Source organism: Marinobacter profundi, assembly GCF_002744715.1.
In the GTDB taxonomy this organism is placed as follows: domain Bacteria; phylum Pseudomonadota; class Gammaproteobacteria; order Pseudomonadales; family Oleiphilaceae; genus Marinobacter; species Marinobacter profundi.
Genome location: NZ_KZ319371.1, coordinates 313,838 through 337,934, shown reverse-complemented (window position 1 = coordinate 337,934; position 24,097 = coordinate 313,838). Strand labels below are relative to the sequence as shown.

General features: G+C 61.1%; 20 protein-coding genes. 19 read left to right on the top strand and 1 reads right to left on the bottom strand.

The annotated features are described in order from the left end of the window. Position 1 precedes the first annotated feature (1 nt). From ftsL to lpxC, 14 genes are all read left to right on the top strand, one after another. Positions 2-406: a cell division protein FtsL gene (gene ftsL, locus CLH61_RS11885; RefSeq protein WP_099614946.1), complete on the top strand. Its 405-nt coding sequence runs from the start codon at positions 2-4 to the stop codon at positions 404-406. A 33-nt stretch (positions 407-439) separates the two neighbouring features. Further along, positions 440-2,179 (top strand): peptidoglycan D,D-transpeptidase FtsI family protein, encoded by a 1,740-nt coding sequence (locus CLH61_RS11880; protein ID WP_099614945.1) that lies wholly within the window; start codon positions 440-442, stop codon positions 2,177-2,179. 4 nt (positions 2,180-2,183) lie between these two features. Then, positions 2,184-3,668: a UDP-N-acetylmuramoyl-L-alanyl-D-glutamate--2,6-diaminopimelate ligase gene (locus CLH61_RS11875; protein WP_099614944.1), complete on the top strand. Its 1,485-nt coding sequence runs from the start codon at positions 2,184-2,186 to the stop codon at positions 3,666-3,668. Next, entirely contained in the window at positions 3,665-5,032 is a 1,368-nt protein-coding gene (locus tag CLH61_RS11870) for a UDP-N-acetylmuramoyl-tripeptide--D-alanyl-D-alanine ligase (protein ID WP_099614943.1), read from the top strand. Before CLH61_RS11875 ends, CLH61_RS11870 begins: the two co-directional genes overlap by 4 nt. Beyond that, a complete protein-coding gene (gene mraY, locus CLH61_RS11865; RefSeq protein WP_099614942.1) occupies positions 5,032-6,117 on the top strand; it encodes a phospho-N-acetylmuramoyl-pentapeptide-transferase in 1,086 nt (361 codons plus the stop codon). Before CLH61_RS11870 ends, mraY begins: the two co-directional genes overlap by 1 nt. 16 nt (positions 6,118-6,133) lie before the next feature. Continuing rightward, positions 6,134-7,477, top strand: coding sequence for a UDP-N-acetylmuramoyl-L-alanine--D-glutamate ligase (murD, locus tag CLH61_RS11860; RefSeq protein ID WP_099614941.1), 1,344 nt, complete (start codon positions 6,134-6,136; stop codon positions 7,475-7,477). Beyond that, a complete protein-coding gene (gene ftsW, locus CLH61_RS11855) occupies positions 7,474-8,679 on the top strand; it encodes a putative lipid II flippase FtsW (RefSeq protein WP_099614940.1) in 1,206 nt (401 codons plus the stop codon). The genes murD and ftsW overlap by 4 nt, the downstream gene beginning before the upstream one ends. After that, the gene (murG, locus tag CLH61_RS11850; protein WP_099614939.1) at positions 8,672-9,754 is read left to right on the top strand and encodes an undecaprenyldiphospho-muramoylpentapeptide beta-N-acetylglucosaminyltransferase; all 1,083 of its coding nucleotides are present in this window, start codon (positions 8,672-8,674) and stop codon (positions 9,752-9,754) included. The genes ftsW and murG overlap by 8 nt, the downstream gene beginning before the upstream one ends. Further along, the gene (gene murC / locus CLH61_RS11845; RefSeq protein WP_099614938.1) at positions 9,747-11,192 is read left to right on the top strand and encodes a UDP-N-acetylmuramate--L-alanine ligase; all 1,446 of its coding nucleotides are present in this window, start codon (positions 9,747-9,749) and stop codon (positions 11,190-11,192) included. The genes murG and murC overlap by 8 nt, the downstream gene beginning before the upstream one ends. A 1-nt stretch (position 11,193) precedes the next feature. Further along, positions 11,194-12,165 carry a D-alanine--D-alanine ligase gene (locus CLH61_RS11840; RefSeq protein WP_099614937.1) on the top strand — a complete coding sequence of 324 codons (972 nt, stop codon included), beginning with the start codon at positions 11,194-11,196 and terminating at the stop codon, positions 12,163-12,165. After that, on the top strand, positions 12,158-12,997 hold the full coding sequence (locus tag CLH61_RS11835) for a cell division protein FtsQ/DivIB (protein ID WP_099614936.1): 840 nt from the start codon (positions 12,158-12,160) through the stop codon (positions 12,995-12,997). The genes CLH61_RS11840 and CLH61_RS11835 overlap by 8 nt, the downstream gene beginning before the upstream one ends. A gap of 33 nt (positions 12,998-13,030) precedes the next feature. Next, a complete protein-coding gene (ftsA, locus tag CLH61_RS11830) occupies positions 13,031-14,266 on the top strand; it encodes a cell division protein FtsA (RefSeq protein WP_099614935.1) in 1,236 nt (411 codons plus the stop codon). A 115-nt stretch (positions 14,267-14,381) separates the two neighbouring features. Continuing rightward, a complete protein-coding gene (ftsZ, locus tag CLH61_RS11825) occupies positions 14,382-15,539 on the top strand; it encodes a cell division protein FtsZ (protein ID WP_099614934.1) in 1,158 nt (385 codons plus the stop codon). Between the two features lie 192 nt (positions 15,540-15,731). Beyond that, positions 15,732-16,649 (top strand): UDP-3-O-acyl-N-acetylglucosamine deacetylase, encoded by a 918-nt coding sequence (lpxC, locus tag CLH61_RS11820; protein ID WP_099614933.1) that lies wholly within the window; start codon positions 15,732-15,734, stop codon positions 16,647-16,649. A gap of 12 nt (positions 16,650-16,661) precedes the next feature. Here lpxC and CLH61_RS11815 read toward each other — a convergent pair whose 3' ends face one another. Beyond that, positions 16,662-17,108 (bottom strand): DciA family protein, encoded by a 447-nt coding sequence (locus CLH61_RS11815; RefSeq protein WP_099614932.1) that lies wholly within the window; start codon positions 17,106-17,108, stop codon positions 16,662-16,664. 309 nt (positions 17,109-17,417) lie between these two features. Between CLH61_RS11815 and CLH61_RS11810 the strand changes: the two genes are divergently transcribed. The 5 genes from CLH61_RS11810 (at position 17,418) to moaC (ending at position 24,089) form a co-directional block, all read left to right on the top strand. Beyond that, positions 17,418-18,353 (top strand): M23 family metallopeptidase, encoded by a 936-nt coding sequence (locus tag CLH61_RS11810; protein ID WP_228152625.1) that lies wholly within the window; start codon positions 17,418-17,420, stop codon positions 18,351-18,353. A gap of 161 nt (positions 18,354-18,514) precedes the next feature. After that, on the top strand, positions 18,515-21,250 hold the full coding sequence (secA, locus tag CLH61_RS11805; protein ID WP_099614930.1) for a preprotein translocase subunit SecA: 2,736 nt from the start codon (positions 18,515-18,517) through the stop codon (positions 21,248-21,250). Between the two features lie 115 nt (positions 21,251-21,365). Beyond that, complete coding sequence (gene argJ / locus CLH61_RS11800) at positions 21,366-22,580, top strand: bifunctional glutamate N-acetyltransferase/amino-acid acetyltransferase ArgJ (RefSeq protein WP_099614929.1); 1,215 nt, start codon at positions 21,366-21,368, stop codon at positions 22,578-22,580. A gap of 2 nt (positions 22,581-22,582) precedes the next feature. Further along, the gene (locus CLH61_RS11795) at positions 22,583-23,524 is read left to right on the top strand and encodes a Nudix family hydrolase (RefSeq protein ID WP_099614928.1); all 942 of its coding nucleotides are present in this window, start codon (positions 22,583-22,585) and stop codon (positions 23,522-23,524) included. A gap of 79 nt (positions 23,525-23,603) precedes the next feature. Next, positions 23,604-24,089, top strand: coding sequence for a cyclic pyranopterin monophosphate synthase MoaC (moaC, locus tag CLH61_RS11790; RefSeq protein WP_099614927.1), 486 nt, complete (start codon positions 23,604-23,606; stop codon positions 24,087-24,089). Positions 24,090-24,097: the final 8 nt, after the last annotated feature.

Below are 24,097 nucleotides of genomic sequence, written 5' to 3'. Positions count from 1 at the left end.
CGTGGGCGCGGTAACCATTGAGAAACCGGCCAGGACCTCGGCCGTACTGAGCCGGCAGACCGTACGGGAAGGTGTGGTCAGCGGCCTGCAGTTGTCGCGCACCATCTTTGCCGGGCTGGGGCAGCGGCATGTGGTCATCACTATGGCTCTCGCCTTGCTGCTGATAGCGTCTGCCGTGGGCGTGGTCGTTGCGGCGCATGACAATCGTGCGCTGTTCAACACTCTGTCTGGGCTGCATGCAGAACGGGATGGTTATCAACGGGAATGGAGCCAGTTGCTGCTCGAGCAAAGCGCATTGAGCGCCCATGGACGGATAGAACAGCAGGCTGCAGGTCAGCTGGGAATGGTCGTGCCAGGAAAGGACAGTATCGTGCTGGTGCCGGGAACGGTAGCCGGAACCAACTGAACAGATAACAACAATCCGTAACAGGTGGCTAAATTGCCGGGTCAGGGACAGAAGCAGTCAGGGTTGCAGCGGATCGCTGCCGGGCTTAAGGCCTGGCGGTTCGGCTCTGTGCTGGGTGTGTTTCTGCTGGTTACGGGGGTGTTGGCGTGGCGGTTGGTGGATCTCCATGTCATTGATCAGGAGTTCCTGCGTGAACAGGGCGATGTCCGCACCATCCGCGTTGAAACCATTGACGCTCACCGCGGCATGCTCACGGATCGCCACGGCGAATCGCTGGCCGTAAGTACGCCGGTCCAGACGGTCTGGGCCAACCCGTCCGAGATGGATCCCGAAGACCCGCGACTGACCAATGCAGCTCGGCTGCTGGGCTTTAATGAGGCAACGCTTCGTGAGCGCTTGCGCCAGTATGCCGCGCGCGAGTTTATTTTCCTCCGGCGCAAGATCCAGCCGAGCCTGGCCCGGGAAGTCCTGGCACTTGATATTCCCGGCATATACAGCCGTCGGGAATACCGCAGGTATTATCCCGCGGGTGAGGTGACCGCCCATGTGGTTGGCTTCACCGACATCGACGAAGCGGGCCAGGAGGGTATCGAGCTTTCCTACAACGAGTGGCTCAGCGGCGAGACCGGCAGCAAGCGGGTGCTCAAGGACAATCGTGGTCGGGTCATCAAGGATCTGACGCTGATTCGCGATGCCAGTCCGGGCCGCAATCTGGCTCTGAGTATTGATCTGCGGCTCCAATATCTCGCATACCGCGAGTTGAAGGCGGTGGTCAGTGCCCATAATGCACGCGGCGGTACCCTGGTGATGCTTGATGTGGACACGGGCGAAGTGCTCGCGATGGTCAACCAGGGGTCCTATAACCCCAATGACCGCCGCCAGCTCAGCTCGGACCGGCTGCGGAACAAGGCCATAACCGATCTGTTCGAGCCCGGGTCAACCATGAAACCGGTTGCCATGGCCGCGGCACTGGAATCGGGAAAGTTCAGGCTTGAGAGCACCATTGATACAGCGCCGGGGTACCGGCGCTTTGGTCGTTTTACTATCCGTGACACCCGTAATCACGGTGTGCTGACGATGACCGATATCATTGCCAAATCCAGCAACGTCGGCATGAGTGATATCGCCAATGAGCTGGGTGGTGACCTGATCCGGGATCTGTATTACCGGGTTGGCCTTGGTCAGGCAACGGGTATTGGTTTTCCGGGTGAAGCCGTGGGTGTCCTGCCATCGCCGCCGCGCTGGCGGCCGGTGGAAGAAGCCACTTTGTCTTACGGTTACGGGTTGAGCGTGAACGCCTTGCAGCTGGCCCAGGCTTACATGGTCATCGCCAACGGTGGTATCCGTTACCCGGTCAGCCTGTTGCGCCAGGATGCCCCGCCTGCCGGGGAGCGGGTGTTGTCCGAAAAAGTCAGTTATCAGGTGCGGGAAATGCTTCGGGAAGTGGTTGAAAACGGAACTGGCAAGCGGGCCAGACCGGGCTTTTACTCGGCGGGTGGCAAAACCGGAACTGTGCACCTGGTCGGCCGCAGCGGCTACCAGGACAGTGAGTACAAAGCGATTTTTGCCGGTATGGCACCTATTGATAACCCAAGGATTGTAACGGTAGTGGCCGTGGATGCGCCTCAGTCCGGTGAATACTACGGTGGCGAAGTTGCCGCTCCGGTATTTGCCCGCGTGATGAGTGATGCCCTGCGGCTGCTGAATGTAAAGCCTGAACTGGAACTCGGCAAAGTGTCGAGTGGTCCGGCAACAACCGGTGAGCGAGGTTAGGACTATGTCTATCGCATCACTCAGTACGCTGTTACAGGGCATTGTGGCGGTGCCTTCCGTCTTCGATGTGACCATCCACGGATTGCGAACGGACAGCCGTGAAGTCCGTGCCGGGGACGCCTTCGTGGCAATGGCCGGCGCGACGACATCGGCCGACCACTATGTGGATGAGGCGATCAGGCGCGGCGCAACCGTAGTCCTCCTGGAGGCAGCGGAGATGGCTCAGTGCAGTGAGCGACATGGCGCCCTTATCGTGCCGGTGCCGGACCTGCGTGGTCGGCTCGGCCGCATTGCTGCGCGCTTTTTCGAGCACCCGTCGCAGCGCCTGCGGCTGATTGGTGTCACCGGGACCAACGGCAAAACGTCGGTTACCCAGTATATTGCCCAGCTGCTGCAGGAAACCGGAACGCCCTGCGGCGTCATTGGCACTATTGGCTACGGCATGCCTGGCGGTTTGCAGCCGGCCACCCACACCACTCCGGATGTGGTGCAGGTTAATCGGGTGCTGGCCCAGGTCCAGGCCCAGGGCGGTCGCGCGGCGGCCATGGAAGTTTCTTCCCATGCGCTCGATCAGGGCCGGACAGATGGTCTGCTGATGACCGGGGCGGTGTTTACCAACCTGACCCGGGATCATCTCGATTACCACGGGTCGATGGAAGCGTACGGCGCCGCCAAGGCCCGCCTGTTCGAGCGGGAGGAGCTGCACTTTGCCGTCCTCAACTTCGACGACCCGTTCGGCCGTCAGCTGGCGGAACAGTTGCAGGGTCAGTGCGATCTGGTGCGTTACAGCCTGCATGAGTCGCAGACTGAACTGTGGCTGACGAACTATGAGCCGTCGGCCCTCGGCTTTGACGCCACAATTGACGGTGCATGGGGAAGTTTTGCGATATCCGCGCCACTGCTCGGCAGCTTCAATGTCAGCAACCTGCTGGCGGCAATGGGTGCGGTACTGAGCCTTGGCGTGCCGGTCGAGCGTGTGCGTACGGCAGTGGCCCGGTTGTCGCCGCCTCCTGGCCGGCTTGAAACCTATTCGGGCGCCAGTGGTGCCCAGGTCGTGGTGGACTATGCCCATACCGCAGACGCCCTGGCCAATGCACTGGCGGCCTTGCGCCCTCACACTTCCGGCCGTCTGATCTGTGTGTTCGGCTGTGGCGGTGACCGGGATCGCGGCAAGCGTCCGGAGATGGCGAGGGAAGCGGAAAAAGGTGCTGACCTGGTGATTGTCACCGATGACAATCCCCGCAGCGAGGATCCTGCCGTCATCGCGGACGAGATCCTGGCCGGGTTTGAAAGGCCGGCAGCGGTACGTGTCATCCATGACCGTGCCGAAGCCATTCGCACTGCGGTGAGTCTTGCTGCGGCCGGTGATGTGGTGCTGATTGCCGGCAAAGGGCACGAAGCCTGGCAGGAATCCGGCGGCCAGCGTACGCCGTTCAGCGATGCCGAGCAGGTCCGCGGTGTGCTGTCCCTGAATGGCGGTGTGGCATGATGCGGGCTTTCTCTCTGGCCGACGCGGCCCGGGTGCTGGACGTGCCGGCGCCGGAGCTGGACGCATGCTATACCGGGGTGAGCACCGACACCCGGGCGATCGGCCCGGGGCAGCTGTTTGTTGCGCTCAAGGGCGATAATTTTGACGGCCATCGTTTTCTTGCCCAGGCAGCGGCGGCGGGGGCTGCGGGTGCGGTAGTGGATACCGTTGACAGCACGGTGGACCTGCCCCAGATCCTGGTCGCAGATACCCTGGTCGCTCTGGGCCGGCTGGCGGCCGCCAACCGGGATGAAAGCCGGGCCGGTTTTGTCGCCATTACCGGCAGCAGTGGCAAGACCACCGTCAAGGAGATGACCGCGGCCATCCTGTCCCGGGACGGTGAAACCCTGGCAACCCGCGGCAACCTGAACAACCACATCGGAGTGCCGCTGACGTTGTTCGGGGTCGGGCCGAAGCACCGCTACGCCGTCATTGAAATGGGGGCCAGTGGCCTTGGCGAGATCGCGTACACCGTGGCCATGACCCGACCGGATGTGGCGATCATTACCAATGCCGGAGAAGCGCACCTCGAAGGTTTTGGCAGCTACGAGAATATCGTGCAGGCCAAGGGGGAGATAATTGACGGGGTGCCGGCCACCGGCCTGGTCGTGCTTAACCGGGATGACCCGGCGTATTTGCAGTGGCTGCAACGAGCCGGAACCCGCCACGTGGTCAGTGTCAGCACCGATAGCGGCAGTGACGCGGACTATCGTGCCGAGGTGATTACCTCCGGTCCTGACGAGCAGCGCTTCAGGATCAATGGGCCGAACGGTTGGTCTGCCGACATCGGTCTTGCCCTGAAAGGGGCGCACAACGTGACCAATGCCTTGCTGGCGGTAGCGGCGAGCCGTGGCCTGGGTGCCAGTGATCGCGCCGTGAAGGAGGGGCTTGAGGGCCTCGCGTCGGTCAAGGGGCGGCTGCAGTTCCTTGCGCTGGGTCCCGAACTGACCGTGATTGATGACAGTTACAACGCTAATCCCGCCTCGATGAAAGCGGCGCTGGCCACTCTGGCGCGACAGCCGGGTGAGCGCATTGCCGTTTTGGGTGCCATGGCGGAGTTGGGGCCGAAGTCCCTTGAGTTGCACCGGGACGTTGGGCAGGTTGCCCGCGACCTCGGCGTTGACCGGCTGCTGACGGTGGGACCGGGTTGCGAGGGGTATGCAGAAGGGTTTGGAGCCCAGGCGCAAGCCTGTGCCGGTCATGATGAGGCCGTTGAGCGGCTGATGAAAGGGTTGTCGGGGCCGGTCGTGGTGCTGGTCAAGGGTTCTCGCAGTTCCGCCATGGATCGCGTGGTGGAGGGAATAACACAAAAGGTGAATAACTGATGCTGCTCTGGCTGACTGAGCTTCTTGCAACCTACTTCCCCTCGTTGACGGTATTCCAGTACCTCACCGTGCGGGGCATTCTGGGGGTGCTGACCGCGCTGGTGATTTCGCTGGTGATCGGTCCGGTGATGATCCGCAAGCTCAGCCAGTACCAGATCGGTCAGGCGGTACGTGACGATGGTCCGCAGACTCACCTCAGCAAGGCCGGTACGCCCACCATGGGGGGCGCGCTCATTCTCGTGGCGATTGCTGTGAGCACCCTGTTGTGGGCAGATCTCGGCAACCGCTATGTCTGGATTACCCTGCTGGTCACCCTGCTGTTCGGTGCGGTTGGCTGGGTGGATGACTATCGCAAGGTGGTGGAGCGTAACCCCCGCGGCCTGCCCGCCCGCTGGAAGTATTTCTGGCAGTCATTGATTGGTGCCGGGGCGGCGATTGCACTTTTCTACAGTTCCTCGATGCCCCAGGAAACTTCGTTGTTTGTCCCGTTCTTCAAGAACGTTTCGCTGGCTCTGGGGCCGGTCCTGTTCATCCTGCTGAGCTATTTCGTGATTGTGGGGAGCAGCAACGCGGTCAACCTGACCGATGGGCTGGATGGCCTGGCTATCATGCCCACCGTTATGGTCGCGGGCGCACTGGGGATCTTTGCCTATGCATCGGGCCATGCCCAGTTTGCCAATTATCTGCTGATTCCCCAGCTACCGGGAACCGGTGAATTGATTGTGTTTTGCTGCGCCGTGGTTGGTGCCGGACTCGGCTTCCTGTGGTTCAACACCTATCCGGCCCAAGTTTTCATGGGCGACGTGGGCGCGCTGGCGCTCGGAGCGGCGTTGGGTGTGGTTGCGGTGATTGTCAGACAGGAAATCGTGCTCTTTATCATGGGCGGTGTGTTCGTCATGGAAACCATCTCGGTCATCCTGCAGGTGGCCTCGTACCGGCTGACCGGGCGGCGGATTTTCCGGATGGCGCCACTGCACCATCATTTTGAGCTGAAAGGCTGGCCGGAGCCCCGGGTTATCGTCCGGTTCTGGGTTGTTACGGTTGTGCTGGTCCTTATCGGGCTGGCTACGTTGAAAATTCGCTAGAGAGCAAGGCAGCGTCATGAGTGTTATCGCATCAGATCGTCGCACACTGGTAGTAGGGCTCGGCAAGACCGGGCTTTCCTGCGTGCGTTATCTGTGCGCGCTGGGCCGTGACGTTGCGGTCGCAGACAGTCGCCACAATCCGCCAGGCCTCGATACCCTGAGGGCAGGCTGGCCGGATGTGCCGGTTTACCTGGGAGATTTCGATCCCGCGCTGTTCGCCGGCTTCAATGAGCTGGTAGTTAGCCCGGGAATCGCCATCGCCGAGCCGGCCATTCAGGCGGCAGCGGCCCGGGGGGCAAGGATTCGTGGTGATATCGACCTGTTTGCCGAGGCCGCCGATGCACCAATTATCGCGATTACCGGCTCCAACGGTAAAACCACGGTAACCACTCTGGTGGGTGAAATGGCCGCGGCGGCTGGTCGCAAGGTCGCTGTCGGCGGCAACATCGGTACCCCGGCGCTGGAGTTGCTCGGTCGGGGAGCGGAGCTGTATGTACTCGAACTGTCGAGCTTCCAGCTGGAAACTACGGAAGAGCTGGGAGCTCTGGCCGCCACCGTGCTGAATGTCAGTGACGACCATATGGACCGTTACGACAGCAAGATGGATTATTTCCAGGCCAAACAGCGTATTTTCCGGGGATGCCAGAATGCCATCGTCAATCTCGATGATGCTCTCAGTACCCCGATGAAGCGGGACAACCTGCGCTTCCTGTGTTTCGGATTTCACCGGGTCAATCCGGACACCTTCAGCACCCGCGACGATGATAACGGCACCTGGATAACCTTCGGCTTCGATAACCTGATCCGTGCCGGGGAATTGCAGCTGATTGGTCGCCACAACATCAGCAATGTAATGGCCGCGCTCGCGCTGGGCTATGCCGCCGGGCTCCCGATGGACGCCATGCTGGAAGTGGCGCGGAACTTCCCGGGGTTGCCCCATCGCTGCGAGCTGGTGCGCCGGGTAAACGGCGTCGAGTACATCAACGACTCCAAGGGCACCAATGTCGGTGCCACCGTGGCGGCACTGGAGAGCCTGGCCACCGATCAGGGACGGATCGTGCTGATTGCCGGTGGTGACGGCAAAGGCGCCGATTTCACTCCGCTCGCGGAGCCGGTTGCCCACCACTGTCGTGCTTTGGTACTGATTGGACGTGACGGGCCGACCATCGCCGGCGTTGTCGGTGACAGGGTAGCGGTCGAATTTGCCGGCTCCATGGTGGAAGCCGTCAGGACGGCAGCGGGCCTGGCCCGCGCGGGGGACCGGGTGCTGCTGTCACCGGCTTGCGCCAGTTTCGACATGTTCCGGGATTACCTGGACCGGGGTGACCAGTTCCGCAACCTGGTGGAGGGGCTGGGATGAAGGCAAACCTGTTGCTCGGCTCCGGTACTGTCGAACAGGCACGTCGCCCGTTGCCATGGCTCATCCTGAGTGCCGCCGCCCTGATGGTGTTCGGGGTCATCATGATTTCGTCCGCTTCCATGGACATGGCGGCGGAAACCCTGGGCAACAGTTACCACTACGTGATCCGGCAGCTGATCTTTGCCACGCTCGGCTGTGTACTCGCGCTGATCGCGGCCAATATCCCCATTGCCTGGTGGGAGCGGAGCGGCTGGTTGCTCCTGGGGTTTGGCATGCTGGTGCTGGTGCTGGTGCTGACGCCTCTCGGCATGACCGTGAACGGATCGACCCGCTGGATTCCGTTCGGCCTGTTCAACGTGCAGGTGTCGGAAATCGCAAAACTTTGCCTGATTGCCTATCTGGCCGGTTACCTGGTGCGCCGCCGCGACGAGCTGCTGTCAACCTGGGTCGGTTTTATCAAGCCGGTCGGCGTGTTGACGGTTGCCTCGGTCCTGCTGGTTATCGAGCCGGATTTCGGCGCCACCGTGGTGCTGATGACCGCCGCCCTGGGCATGATTTTTCTCAGTGGCGTGCGGCTTACCCGTTTCCTGCCGCTGATCAGCTTCTGCGTGGTGATGGGGGTGATCCTGGTTGTCACCCAGCCCTACCGCCTCAAGCGCGTGGTGAGTTACCTGGACCCCTGGAAGGACCAGTTTGATACCGGCTACCAGCTTACCCAGTCACTGATCGCGTTCGGTCGCGGTGACTGGGCCGGCGTTGGCCTCGGTAACTCGGTGCAGAAACTGTTTTACCTGCCGGAGGCCCATACCGATTTCATCTTTGCGATTGTGGCAGAGGAGTTCGGGCTGGTCGGCTCGCTGGCGGTGCTGGTGCTGTTCGTTGTACTGGTGTTTGCCGGCCTGTCCATCGCCCGGGGTGCCGAAAAGGCCAACATGCCATTCGCCGCTTGCTTCTCCTATGGCATTACGTTGCTGATCGGCCTGCAGGCCAGTATCAACATCGCGGTCAATACCGGTCTGCTGCCGACCAAGGGCCTGACTTTGCCGCTGATGAGCTACGGCGGCTCCAGCCTGATGGTGACCTGTGTCTGTATCGGCGTACTGGCTCGGGTGGAAATGGAGCGCCTCGACAGCTTGAGCAATGCGCCCGGTGATGGGGAAAACGTAGCCAGGCCGGTCAGGGGAGGTGCCGTCTATGAGTAACAAGCGCTTCCTGATCATGGCTGGCGGCACCGGGGGACATGTCTTCCCGGCACTCGCCACGGCCCGGATGCTTGAAGAACGCGGCCATCAGGTGTTCTGGCTGGGGTCCCGGGGTGGCATGGAAGAGCGGTTGATTGCCGATACCGGAATTCCGTTGTCGCTGATCCACATTTCCGGACTTCGCGGCAAGGGCACGCTTGCCCTGTTGATGGCACCCTTCCGGCTGGTGCGGGCACTGAGTGAGGCGATTGCGGTGGTTCGCAAGGTGCGGCCGGATTGCGTGGTGGGTATGGGCGGTTTTGTGACCGGTCCCGGTGGCATGGCCGCCTGGCTGACCCGCACCCCCCTGGTGATTCACGAGCAGAATGCCATTGCCGGTATGACCAACCGGATTCTGGCCCGGTTTGCCAAGACTGTTCTGGAGGCGTTTCCGCAGAGTTTTGGCGCCGGAGTAGTTACCCGCTGTACCGGGAATCCGGTACGTCAGGATCTGGCGGCAGTCACCGCACCGGAACAGCGGTTGGCGGGGCGCAGCGGGCCGCTGAACGTGCTGGTGGTTGGCGGTAGCCTTGGCGCCCGGGCCATTAATGAGTGCGTTCCCCGGGCTCTGGCCCTGCTGCCGGACGCGGACCGCCCGCAGGTGCGCCACCAGTGTGGTGAGAAAAATCTGACAGCTGCCCGGAAAGCCTATGCTGATGCCGGTGTCGAGGCCAGTGTCGAGCCGTTCATCAAGGATATGGCGGACGCCTACCGCTGGGCGGACCTGGTGGTCTGCCGTGCGGGTGCGCTGACGGTGTCGGAACTGTGCGTTGCGGGCGTGGCGGCGATTCTGGTGCCATTTCCCCATGCGGTGGACGATCACCAGACCCGTAACGGTCAGCAGATGGTGACCGCCGGAGGCGCCATCCTGGTCCCGCAAAGCCGCCTGACCCCGGAACTGCTGGCGGAGACCCTGCGGGATCTCGGCGCCGATCGAGACCGGATTCTGAATATGGCGCAGTCAGCCCGTTCGCTGGCCCGCCCTGATGCAACGGAGAGAGTCGTGAATTACTGTCTGGAGGCCGCTAATGGCTGAAGCAACCAACCCGCCACTGGTGTATCAGGTGCCTGAAATGCGCCGCATCCGCAGTATCCACTTTGTGGGTATCGGTGGCGCGGGCATGAGTGGTATCGCCGAGGTGCTGAAGAACCAGGGCTACGATGTCTCCGGATCGGATCTGAAGGACAGCCCCGTTACCGATCGTCTGAGGGCGCTGGGCGTCACCGTGTTTATCGGGCACCGGGAAGACAACAGTGCGAACGCGGACGTGGTTGTGGTGTCGTCTGCGGTATCAGCCGAAAACCCGGAAGTGGCTGCGGCCCGCAGTCGACGTATCCCGATTGTGCCGCGGGCCGAGATGCTGGCGGAAATAATGCGTTACCGCCACGGCATTGCCGTTGCCGGTACCCATGGCAAAACCACCACGACCAGCCTGATTGCGTCGATCCTCGGGGAAGCGGGGCTGGATCCCACGTTCGTGATTGGCGGAAAGCTCAACAGTGCCGGCACCAATGCCCAGCTGGGAGGTTCACGCTACCTGGTTGCCGAGGCGGATGAGAGTGATGCGTCATTCCTGCACCTGACGCCAGTGATCTCGGTGGTGACCAATATCGAAGCCGACCACATGGATACCTATGGCGGGGACCTCGAGAAGCTCAAGCAGACCTTCGTGGAGTTTCTGCACAACCTGCCGTTCTATGGGGTCGCAGTGATGTGTGTGGATGATGATTATGTGGGTGAAATCATCCCGCGGATTTCCCGCGCGATTATCACCTATGGCATCGACAACCCCGACGCCGACTACCGGGCGGACAACATTTGTTTTGACGGCCTGAAAACCCGCTTCCTGGTGCGGCGCCCCGGAGGACGTTCAGACCTTCAGGTCGAGCTCAAGATGCCTGGTCGTCACAATGTGCTCAATGCCCTCGCGGCGATTGCCGTGGCAACGGACGAGGGTGTTGATGATGCTGCCATCTGTCGGGGCCTGCAGGGCTTCGGCGGAGTGGGGCGTCGTTTCCAGGTGTATGGCGACTATAAGACAACCCGGGGCACGGTCACCCTGGTGGACGATTACGGCCATCACCCGACCGAGGTCGCCGCGGTAATTCGCGCTGCCCGGGCCGCATATCCTGGCCGTCGTCTGGTCATGCTGTATCAGCCGCACCGGTACAGCCGGACCCGGGACCTCTACGAAGACTTCGTCAAAGTGCTGTCGGACGTGGACGGCTTGCTGCTGATGGAGGTGTATTCTGCCGGGGAACCGGCCATTCCCGGGGCGGATGGGCGGGCTCTGTGCCGCAGCATCCGGCAGAGGGGCAAACTCGAACCGGTGTTCGTGGAAGACAACAGCGAGATAGAAAGCCTGCTGGCCAACGTGTTGCAGGACGGCGACCTGCTGATTACCCAGGGCGCCGGTGATATTGGCGGTGTTGCAGCGCGTCTGGCCGCTGCCGGAGTGATATCAGGTGAGTGAAATGAATGCAGTGACGACCGCAGCCAACGGATTCCGGATTGATGAGCCGACCCGCAAGGCCTTCGGCCGTGTTGCGGTGTTCATGGGAGGCGACTCTGCCGAGCGTGCTGTCTCCCTGAAAAGCGGCCAGGCCGTGCTCGAGGCCCTGCTGGCCGCTGGTGTTGACGCCTTTGCCGTGGATGTTCGGGGTTGCTTGCTGAAAACCGTGGAAAACCCGGAGTTCGATCGGGTGTTCATTGCCCTGCACGGCCGCGGCGGCGAGGACGGCACCTTGCAGGCGATCCTGTCACAAGCCGGTATCCCTTATACCGGCAGTGACGTACTGGCTTCGGCACTGGCGATGGACAAACTGCGCACCAAGTACGTGTTTGCCGGTTGCGGCCTGCCGACACCCAAGTTCCGTACCATGGCGTCCATCGACGAGGCCGATGACATCCTGGCGGAGCTGCGGGTACCGCTGAGTGTCAAGCCATCCCGGGAAGGCTCCAGCATCGGCATTCGCAAGGTCAGCAACCGCGGCGAACTGGTGGAGGCCTACGAAGATGCGTGCAGCCATGATCCCCTGGTACTGGTGGAAGAGTGGATCGAAGGTCCCGAGTTCACGGTCAGTGTGCTGCAGGACCGGGCACTGCCGGCCATCGGTCTGAGCACCGATCACGTGTTTTACGACTACGACGCCAAGTACCTGGCGGATGACACCCGCTACCAGATTCCCTGCGGCCTGGCCGCGGCTGATGAGCAAAGGCTGCAGCAGTTGGCGGTGGATGCGTTCCGGGTGGTGGGCTGTCGCACCTGGGGGCGGGTGGACATCATGCAGGACCGGAACGGCGGCTTCTGGCTGCTGGAGGTCAATACGGTTCCCGGAATGACCGACCACAGCCTGGTGCCCATGGCCGCACGGGCAGCTGGCATCAGTTTCGAAGAGTTGGTGGTACGAATCCTGAAAGACACACTGGAGAGCGGTCATGCTTGATCGGGTTCTGGTAAGGAGTCGGGCAGTTCCGCCCGAGCCGCCCCGGCGCCGGGGAGCAACGTCGATCGGGCCGGAAGGCAGCAGCTTCGGCCCGCTGCGCCAGTTGCTGGCTGCCGTACCCTGGCAGCAGGTCGGTCTCGGGGGCGTCATTATCCTGCTGGCGGCCATGGTGCCCTGGGGCACGGGCCAGGTCCTGGCGGCGATGGACCGCAAGATTATGGCCATTGATGTCGCCGGGCAACTGGTCGGCGAAACCCGCACCGCCCTTGAGCGCGAGGCCGGTGACTGGTTGGGCAAGAGCTTCTTTGCCACCGATCTGGCCGATGTCAAAGCGGACCTGGAGCAACGGCCCTGGGTGGAGAGTGCCGCGGTCAAGCGGGTCTGGCCGGACCGGTTGCTGATCGAAATTCGTGAGAAGAAGCCGCTGGCCTACTGGAACAACGACAAGCTGGTCAGCCGCTCCGGCCAGCTGTTCGCACCGGCGAACCGGGACGTGGCCGGTAAGCTGCCGCTGCTGTCCGGGCCGGATGAGCGGGTCAGCGAAGTTATCCGGATGGCCCGCAGTTTCGCGGAAACGCTGACCGAGCGGGGAATCGGCTTTGCCGGGCTGACTCTGGAAGAGCGCGGCGCCTGGACCCTGACGCTGGCCAATGGCATCGAAGTTGCCCTTGGCCGCGACCAGGTCGAAGAACGATTTGAGCGCTTCCTGACCGTGTACGAGGGCCGGCTGGCCGTCCGAGCGGATGAGGTCAGGCGAGTGGACGCCCGTTACACCAATGGTGTGGCGGTCCAGTGGAAGAACCTGGATCCGGCATCCGGGGCGAAATCCTAGAACCATTTTCAAACCTGAGGTTTGGTGAAACGCATGTCATCGGTTGAAGCGGAAAACATGATTGTCGGCCTTGATATCGGAACCTCCAAAGTGGTTGCGATTGTAGGCAAGCGGAAGATGGACGGAACCATTGAGGTTGTCGGTATCGGTTCGCACCCCTCCCGCGGCCTGAAGCGGGGCGTGGTGGTGAATATTGAAACCACCGTTCAGGCAATTCAGCGGGCCGTGGAGGAAGCGGAGCTGATGGCGGGTTGCCGGATTCACTCGGTTTATGCGGGGATTGCCGGCAGTCACATCAAGAGCCTGAACTCCCATGGCATCGTGGCGATCCGCGATCGGGAGGTGACCCAGGCGGATATCGACCGGGTGATCGATGCCGCACAGGCGGTAGCGATCCCGGCCGACCAGAAGGTGCTGCACATCCTGCCCCAGGAGTTTGTTATTGATAACCAGGAAGGCATCAAGGAGCCGATGGGCATGTCCGGTGTTCGCCTGGAAGCCAAGGTCCACCTGGTGACCTGCGCGGTCAATGCCGCGCAGAACATTGAAAAGTGTGTGCGCCGCTGCGGTCTGGAGGTGGACGACATCATCCTCGAGCAACTGGCATCCAGTCACGCGATCCTCACCGAGGACGAGAAGGAGCTGGGGGTCTGCGTGGTGGACATTGGCGGTGGTACCACCGATATCGCGGTGTTTACCGGTGGTGCAATCCGTCACACCGCGGTCATACCCATCGCCGGTGACCAGGTCACCAATGACATTGCCATGGCATTGCGGACGCCGACCCAGAATGCCGAGGAGATCAAGATCAAGTACGCCTGCGCCCTGACTCAGTTGGCCGGAGCGGAGGAAACCATCAAGGTGCCGAGTGTCGGCGATCGCGCCCCCCGGGATCTGTCCAGGCAGGCGCTGGCAGAGGTGGTGGAACCCCGTTACGAAGAGTTGTTCACCCTGGTGCAGTCAGAATTACGCCGTTCGGGCTTTGAAGACCTGGTCCCGGCGGGCATCGTGATCACCGGCGGCTCGTCCACCATGGAAGGGGTGGTGGAGCTGGCCGAAGAAATCTTCCACATGCCGGTACGGCTTGCGAGTCCGCAAAAAGTGTCCGGGATGACGGAAGTGGTCAACAACCCGATTTACGCCACCGGCGTGGGCTTGTTGATCCATGGTTTCCGCCAGATGGAGCTGGGACGGGGACCGGTGCTCAGGGGCGAGGATGCTCCCTCGCTGGCTGAGCGCATAAAAAGCTGGTTTACCGGTCATTTCTGACGGTATCCGGTGGTTGTGAGGCCCTCAAGGGCCGGAAACGAAGGTATCTCGAAAACACAATCTCGAAAAAAATCAGTCTGGAGAAGGCTGAAAAACAGCACGAAGGAGTAGGGGAATGTTTGAACTCGTTGATAATGTCCAGCAAAACGCTGTTATCAAGGTTGTTGGTGTAGGCGGTGGCGGCGGTAACGCTGTCCGGCATATGCTCAGCAGCGACATCGAAGGTGTGGAGTTTATCTGCGCCAACACCGACGCCCAGGCACTGACCGACCTGGACGCCCGCCAGATCATCCAGCTCGGTGGCAACATCACCAAGGGGCTGGGTGCCGGTGCCAACCCGGAGGTTGGTCGCCAGTCCGCCCTGGAAGACCGTGACCGCATTGCCGAGGCCCTGTCTGGCGCGGACATGGTATTCATCACTGCCGGTATGGGCGGTGGTACCGGCACCGGTGCTGCCCCTGTGGTTGCCGAGGTGGCACGTGAACTGGGTATCCTGACCGTGGCCGTTGTTACAAAACCTTTCAATTTTGAAGGTGGCAAACGGATGAGTGTGGCCGAAAATGGCCTCAAGGAACTGGAAGAAAGCGTTGACTCCCTGATTACCATCCCCAACGAAAAACTGCTTTCGGTCATGGGCAAGAAAACCAGCCTGCTGGATGCCTTTGCTGCCGCGAACAACGTTTTGCTGGGTGCAGTTCAGGGCATTGCCGACCTGATTACCCGTAACGGTATGATCAACGTTGACTTCGCTGACGTAAAAACCGTCATGTCCGAGATGGGCATGGCAATGATGGGTACGGCCCGTGCCACCGGCGAGAACCGCGCCCGGGAGGCCGCAGAAGCCGCCGTTCGCAGCCCGCTGCTGGAAGATGTCAACCTGCAGGGTGCGAAGGGAATCCTGGTCAATATTACCGCCGGAATGGACCTCAACCTGGGCGAGTTTTCCGAAGTGGGCGACATTGTGCGCGAATTTGCTTCTGACTCGGCGACCGTTGTGGTGGGTACTGTCATTGATCCGGAGATGACCGACGAGCTGAAGGTGACTGTGGTTGCCACCGGCCTGGGCGGTGACCGGGAGAAGCCCACCAAGGTGGTGGACAACAGCCGTACCCTGGATGGCAAGACTGACTATCATCAGCTCGATCGGCCCGCAGTGCTGCGTCGCCGTGCGGTGGCTCATGGTAATGTCGCCATTGACCAGAGCAAAGACAGTGAGGAGCAGGGTGTCGATTATCTCGATATTCCCGCATTCCTTCGTCGCCAGGCTGACTGATAATCTGTTGCAATACGCAGCGGCGTCGGGTTTTCGCCGCAGGACTGCACGCTGATTATCAGCCTGGCCTTTGCCGGGTAAAGATCCGGTAAAGACGGATTGGTTAAATGGTATTCAGTCTTATTTTCTGATAGGCTGCGGGCAGATTTTTGCCTCGACACTATCGTACTTTTGTGACGGAAATATGTACCGATGATCAGACAACGGACGCTTAAAAACACCATCCGTGCCACCGGTGTTGGCTTGCACTCGGGTGAGAAGGTTTATCTGACCCTGAAGCCTGCACCAGTGGATTCGGGAATTGTGTTCCGCCGTACCGACCTCGACCCGGTGGTCGAGATTCGTGCCTGTGCGGAAAACGTGGGTGAGACCATGCTGTCAACGACGCTGGTAAAGGATGGCGTCCGGGTGGCGACGGTAGAGCATTTGCTGTCAGCCATGGCTGGTCTCGGAATTGATAACTGCTTTGTCGAACTGAGTGCGGCAGAAGTTCCGATTATGGATGGTAGCGCGGGACCGTTTGTGTTCCTGCTGCAGTCTGCCGGAATCGCCGAGCAGGACGCTGCCAAGCGGTTTATTCGGATCAAGCGTGAAGTGACGGTTGAAGAAGGCGACAAGAAAGCTACCTTCCTGCCTTTTGAAGGCTTCAAGGTGAGCTTTGGCATCGACTTCGATCACCCGGTGTTCAAAGGTCGGGCGCAGACCGCGTCGGTCGACTTCTCCAGCACGTCGTTTGTGAAGGAAGTCAGTCGTGCCCGGACTTTCGGCTTCATGCGTGATATCGAAAAACTGCGCGCAATGAACCTGGCGCTCGGTGGCAGTGTCGACAACGCCATTGTGGTTGATGACTACAAGATCCTTAACGAAGACGGTCTGCGTTACGAAGACGAATTCGTCAAGCACAAGGTTCTGGATGCCATCGGTGATCTCTACCTGCTGGGCAACAGCCTGATCGGTGAGTTCCGTGGTATCAAATCCGGTCACGACCTGAACAACAAGCTGCTGCGCAAGCTCAGGGCAGAAGAGGATGCATGGGAAGTGGTTACCTTCGATGACGAGGCGACAGCTCCTATCTCCTACATGAAACCTGTGCTCGCGGCCCAGGCTTAAGGCAGGACAGCCTCAGGTCCGGACGTGGCTTGCGAGTTTTTCGAGAACCTCGCGTAAGTTTTTATCCTTCGTGTGCCCGGCTTCCTCTTTGAGGAGCCGGGCATTTTCGTTGCTGAGCACCCGGCTTCGGGTTTTCGGGGCGGTCTTATAGCGTGCAGGCGCCACTTTTACCCGCAGCTTCCAGATGTAGCGGAACAGGTCGTTCTGCCGGACGGCTTCCATCACCTCGTGCTGACGGTACCGCAATTGGCTGGCGATGACCGCCGACTCCGCGCTGACCGTCAGTTCGCCTTCCTGGCAGCAAACAAAACGGACGCCATCGCGCAGACTTTCGGGAATGGCTGCCAAAACAACTGCCTCGGCCTGCTGGTGGTGCTGGGCCCGGGCCAGCAGATCCTGCAGCACCGGTGCCCGGTGTACGCTCTCCGGTGTGAGTTTGAGATCTGATTTTTTCTTCATCAACAACCCTTTTTCTCGACGCACACGGTAACCATTGGTTACACTTCGGCACGATTTCACTGCAGCACCTGTATTACACTCCGGTAACAATAGCAAGAGTGTCGTTTCAGGGCAGCTGCATTTTTCGGTAACTGCGTAGTCGCTGCCATGGAATGCTCGCCGGAATTTACGTAGTCAGCACTGCCAATGATTGAGTAGTCGGGGATTTCCCGTGATCTGGGCCAGGATGCCCGGCAGTTTGAGTCAAATTCAGCGAGGCGCAAGACTACAGGGAAAAGTTGCGCCCCGGTCATGAATCAAGAAAACGATATGAACATTATCCTGGTTGGCAAGCATCACGGGAAGTCCCGGACGCTGCCACTGAACTCTCTGGTTGCTGCCGCGCTGGTGCTGATAGCGGCAGCGGTTGTCGTTGCGGCCTTCTGGCTCGGCTTCAGGGTCGCCAGTGTGCAGGCGGAAGTCAGTGACACGCCGACACCGGCCCTGATTGCCGAATGGCAGGACCGCCTTGCGGCCCAGCAACAGGACGTCGACACCATGCGGGAGCACGCTCGCCAGCAAGTCGATGCATTGACGCTGCGCCTGGGCGAGATGCAGGGCCGTTTGCTGCGCCTGGATGCCATGGGCCAACGCTTTGTCGAATCCGGTCTGCTTGCCAGCGACGAATTCAATTTTGACCAGCCTGCCGCCATGGGGGGGCCGGAAGAGTCGATTCCGGGTGAGTCCTACACCACGCCCCAGCTAAGCCAGATGATAGACCAGCTGGAATCCCGGATTGCCGATCGTGAACAGCAATTGCGCCTGCTGGACAGTCTCATTTCCCGCAAGAAACTCGAGGATGACCGTTTTGTTGCCGGTCGGCCGATCACCTGGGGCTGGCTGTCGTCCCGCTATGGCTATCGCTCGGACCCCTTCAACGGTCGCCGGACCTGGCATGACGGGGTCGATCTCGCCGGCAAGGAAGGCAGCGACATCATTGCGGTAGCGGCGGGCGTTGTAACCTGGGCGGACGAGCGCTACGGCTACGGTAACCTGGTGGAAATTGATCACGGCGATGGCCTCGTCACCCGCTACGCCCATGCCAAGGCTGTCAAGGTCAAGGTGGGGGATGTCGTGCAGAAAGGCCAGGTCGTTGCGCTGATGGGCAGTACCGGCCGCTCCACCGGCCCTCACGTCCACTTCGAAGTACTCCGTAATGGCAAGAGCCAGAACCCGGAGCACTACATCCAGCGCGCCAGTCGCTGATCTTGTCTCCGGAGCCGGGGCCGCGTTTCGCGTGCTCCGGCTCGCTTTTATGTTCTTAACCGCCGGCCCTTATTCCCGTTGTGTGCGCCCTGCCTTTTGTACTGTCATGAAATAGGGTTAGAATGCCGGCTTCCCAAGTTTAATCAAAGAAGCAGTGGTCTATGTTCACGAAGCTTGCAACGAAGATGTTCGGCAGTAAGAACGCCAGAGAAATCAAGAGGATGCGCAAGGATGTCATGCGCATCAATGAACTTGAAGAGCAGTTTGGCAATTTGTCCGATTCGGAGCTGCAAGGCAAGACCGCCGAATTCCGTCGACGTCTGGACGAAGGGGAAAGCCTCGATAAACTGTTACCCGAGGCCTTTGCCACCGTGCGTGAAGCTGGTCGTCGGGTCATGGGCATGCGTCATTATGATGTCCAGCTGATTGGCGGTATCACCCTGCACGAAGGCCGCATCGCGGAAATGAAAACCGGTGAAGGCAAGACGCTGGTGGCGACTGCGGCAGTTTACCTCAATGCCCTGCCGGGTAAGGGGGTGCACGTGGTCACCGTCAACGACTACCTGGCCCGCCGTGATGCCGAGTGGATGGGCAAACTGTATCGCTTCCTCGGTATGCAGGTGGGTGTGATCACCGCCGGCCAGTCTCCGGACGAGAAGCGCGCAGCCTACCAGGCAGATATCAGTTACGGTACCAACAACGAATTCGGATTCGACTACCTCCGCGACAACATGGCATTCAGCACGGCTGACAAGGTCCAGCGTGGCCTGCATTACGCCATCGTGGACGAGGTTGACTCGATCCTGATCGACGAAGCCCGCACGCCGCTGATTATTTCCGGTGCTGCCGAAGACAGCTCCAGGATGTATCAGGCGATCAACGCGCTGGTACCGAGCCTGGAGCGGGGCGAAACGAGCGAGGAGGGAGAGACCTCCGGCGACTTCGTTATCGACGAGAAGTCACGTCAGGTAGAACTGACAGAGGCCGGCCACGAGAAAGTGGAAGAGCTGTTGCTCAGTGGCGGGCTGCTGCAGGAAGGCGAGAACCTGTACTCGGCGACCAACCTGAGCTTGTTGCACCATGTTCACTCTGCCCTGCGGGCTCATCACCTGTTCCAGAAAGACGTGGATTACATTGTCCAGGGTGACCAGGTCGTCATTGTTGATGAACACACCGGCCGCACCATGCCCGGCCGCCGCTGGAGCGAGGGGCTGCACCAGGCCATCGAGGCGAAGGAGGGCGTCCGGATCCAGGCCGAGAGCCAGACCTTGGCGTCGACCACCTTCCAGAACTATTTCCGCCTTTACGACAAGCTTGCCGGCATGACCGGAACCGCGGATACCGAAGCGTTCGAATTCCGCCAGATCTATGGTCTCGATGTGGTGGTGATTCCGCCTAACAAGCCGATCCAGCGGATTGATTACAACGACCTGATCTACCTCACCCAGGAAGAGAAATTCCACGCCATCATTGACGAGATCAAGGATGTGCAGGCAGAGGGTCGCCCGATTCTGGTGGGCACGGCGTCCATCGAGGCTTCAGAGCTGCTGTCGATGCTGCTGAAGAAAGCCCGGATCGACCACAAGATCCTCAACGCCAAGCAGCACGAAAGCGAAGCCCAGATTATCGCCCAGGCGGGTCGCCCGGGCGCGGTAACCATTGCTACCAACATGGCGGGTCGCGGTACCGATATCGTGCTCGGCGGTAACTGGGAGTACGAAGTAGCAGCCATGGACAACCCTTCCGAGGAAGAGGTTGGCCGCATCAAGGCGGAATGGACCGAGCGCCACAATCAGGTGCTCGAGGCCGGTGGCCTGCATATCATCGGTACTGAGCGTCACGAGTCGCGGCGGATTGACAACCAGCTGCGCGGCCGTGCCGGGCGCCAGGGTGACCCCGGCTCTTCCCGTTTCTTCCTGTCCCTGGAAGACAACCTGATGCGGATCTTTGCTCCGGAGCGAGTGAAGAACCTGATGCAGGCGATGGGCATGAAGAAGGGGGAGGCGATTGAGCACCGGATGGTGACCAATGCCATCGAGAAATCCCAGCGCAAGGTTGAAGGACGCAACTTCGACATGCGTAAGACCCTGCTGGAATACGATGACGTGGCCAATGACCAGCGTACGGTCATCTATGAACAGCGCAATGAAGTGATGTCTTCCGAAGACATCTCCGACATGATCAGCACCATCCGTGCTGACGTGGTGGATGGATTGATCAGTGAATACATTCCGCCCCAGAGCATGCCGGAGCAGTGGGATGTCGCCGGCCTTGAGGGGCAGTTGCAGTCCGAGCTGGCGATCGAGTTGCCGGTCCAGCAGTGGCTGGAAGAAGACAACAAGCTGTACGAGGAAAACCTGCGCCAGAAAATTCTCGACGCGGTTGTTGCTGCCTACGCCGCCAAGGAAGAGGTGGTTGGTGCGGAGCCGATGCGCAAATTCGAGAAGCAGGTTTTCCTGCAGGTGCTGGATACCCTGTGGAAAGAGCACCTTTCCAATATGGACCACCTGCGCCGTGGTATTCACCTGCGCGGTTACGCCCAGAAAAATCCCAAGCAGGAATACAAGCGCGAGGCGTTTAACCTGTTCGAGAGCATGCTGGACACCATGAAACGGGATATTACCCGTGTGCTGTGCCATGTCCGGGTGCAGAGCCAGGAAGAGATGGAAGAAGTCGAGCGTCGCCGCAAGGCCGAACTTGAGCGTGAGCTGGCAGCCGCCCGTATGCGCCACGATGAAACCAGTGCTACCGCGGCCCAGGGCGATGAAGGTGATCAGCAGGGTGGGCAAGGGACTCCGGAAACCTTTGTCCGGCAGGAGCGTAAGGTAGGGCGAAACGAGCCTTGTCCCTGCGGGTCTGGCAAGAAATACAAGCAGTGTCACGGTAAGGTCAGCTGACCGCCAGTAAGTGACTGCAGTAACAGACGACCCGCACCCTGGAGCTTCCAGGCTGCGGGTTTTTCGTTTACATGCCGGTACAGGCCGGCGACGGATTGCAACGAGGAGACATACCATGGCGGTAGGACCGGGCACATTACCCGACTTTTTTCCGGTGGCGGGCGTTCGGCTGGGCATTGCCAGTGCCGGAATCAAGAAACCGGGGCGCAAGGACCTGGTAGTGCTGGAGCTGGCTGAGGGCAGCCGGGTGGCGGGCATTTTTACCAGGAACCAGTTCTGCGCAGCCCCCGTGACGCTGGCTCGCAAGCACCTGACGGAAGCAAGTCCCCGCTATCTGCTGATCAATACCGGTAATGCCAATGCCGGTACCGGTGCCCGCGGTATGACCGATGCCCTGGCCTGTTGCGCGGCGCTGGCAGACGTTACCGGCGTCCAGCCCAACCAGGTGCTGCCGTTCTCGACCGGCGTGATCGGCGAGCCGCTTCCGGTGGCCAAGCTGGTCGCAGCCCTGCCGGCAGCGGTGGCAGATGTTGCCGAGGGCCACTGGGCCGAGGCAGCCAGTGGCATCATGACCACCGACACCCGGCCCAAGGGTGCCAGCCGCCAGCTGATCCTGGGCGGTCACTCGATTACCATCTCCGGGATCAGCAAGGGCGCGGGAATGATCCGGCCCAACATGGCGACCATGCTCGGCTTCATTGCTACCGATGCCCGGATCTCCCCCGAGGCGCTGCAGGCCCTGGCCAGTGAGCTGGGGGAGAAGTCCTTCAACCGCATCACCATTGATGGCGACACCTCCACCAATGATGCCTGCATGCTGATTGCCAGCGGCCAGGCCGGCGAGGAGATCGGAGTCGACAGTCCGTTGCTGCCGGAACTGAAAGCGGCACTGGCCGATGTCTACCTGGAGCTGGCACATGCCATCGTGCGGGACGGCGAGGGTGCCACCAAATTTGTAACCATTGCCGTGGAGGCCGCAGCCAGTCAGCAGGAAGCCCTCGATGTGGCCTATACCGTGGCCCACTCGCCTCTGGTAAAAACTGCGCTGTTCGCCTCTGACCCGAACTGGGGGCGGATCCTTGCGGCCGTTGGCCGCGCCGGGGTCGCCGGCCTCGACCTCGAGGCGCTGGAAATCTGGCTCGGTAACGTTTGCCTGGTGCGGGATGGCGGCCGGGCCGGGGATTACAGTGAGGAGCGTGGCCAGGCGGTGATGGACCAGGAGGAAATCACCATCCGCATCGATCTGAAGCGAGGTGATGTTGCCGAAACGGTCTGGACCTGTGACTTCTCCCACGACTACGTCACCATCAACGCAGAGTACCGGACCTGAGTGTGAAAGAGGTTCACGTTGCGGTCGCGGTGATTTGGCGTGATGACCGGCTGCTGATTGCGCGCCGGCCGGAGCACGCCCATCAGGGCGGACTGCTGGAGTTTCCGGGGGGGAAGGTCGAGCCCGGCGAGACCGTCGGCCAGGCGCTTGTCAGGGAAATTGCCGAGGAAACCGGCCTCGCCGTGCCTCTCGGCAGCCTGCAGCCGGTTATCGGCATCCGCCACGATTACGGGGACAAGCGGGTATTTCTGGACGTCTGGCAAACCAGCGCGGCCACGGGTGTGGCGGAAGGACGCGAAGGCCAGCCCGTGCGCTGGATGCGCCTTGATGAGCTCCGTGACCATGACTTCCCCGCTGCCAACCGGGCAATTCTGGGGGCCTTGCGGTTACCGGACCGTTACGGAATCACCGGTCCGTTCCGCACGCCCGCCGAGGGGGCGACCAGACTGGCGCAGGCGCTGGCGACTGGTGCGCCCCCCCTGGTGCTGTTGCGGGCGCCGTGGCTGGAGCCCGGCGCCTACCTGGAACTGGCTCGACAGGCGCTTGAGCTGTGTAGTGCCGCCGGCAGCCGACTGATGCTCCAAGGCAGTCCGGCGGTTCTTGCCAGCGTGCCGGAAGCGGCTGGCGTGCACTTGCCCTGGCGGGAGGCTGTCCAACTCGCCGAGAGGCCGGTTGGCCGGGACAAGTTGCTGGCGGTGTCCTGCCATAACAGGGATGAGGTTGCCCACGCCGCGACCCTGGCGGCGGATTTCATTACCCTCGGGCCGGTTCAGCCGACGCCCTCCCATCCCGGCGCCGCCACCCTTGGCTGGCCATCGCTGGCGGAGCAGGTCCAGCTAGCTCCGATGCCGGTTTTCGCGCTGGGCGGCGTCGGTCCGGGCGATCTGCTCAAGGCCAGGGCTGCCGGAAGCCAGGGCATTGCCGGGATCAGTTACTGGTGGTAGCGACTATATCTGTTATGCTGAGAACAAAGGCGGTTCCAGCCGTTACTCAAGGCATGTCAGCCCTGAAACAGGAGACTTTGTGAGCGAGCTTACTCATCTTGATGCCAAGGGCGCGGCCCGTATGGTGGACGTCACCGACAAGTCCGTCACCGAGCGGGAAGCCCGGGCCGAGGGTGTCATCCATATGGCGCCGGAAACCCTCGCGATGATTGTCGACGGCGAGCACCCCAAGGGGGATGTGCTGGCGGTGGCGCGGGTAGCAGCCATCATGGCCGCCAAGAAAACCCACGACCTGATTCCGCTCTGTCACGCCCTGAATCTCACCTCGGTAAAAGTGGAGCTGGTCCCGGATGATACCTTGCCGGGCGTCCGCATCGAGGCGCGCTGCAAGCTGGCCGGGCAGACCGGGGTGGAAATGGAAGCACTGACTGCGGTCAGTGTGGCGGCGCTGACCCTGTACGACATGTGCAAGGCCGTTGATCGGGGCATGCAGATTGGCGACATCCGCTTGCTCGAGAAGAAAGGTGGGCGGAGCGGACACTGGAAAGTAGATAGCGGAGCTTGACCATGACG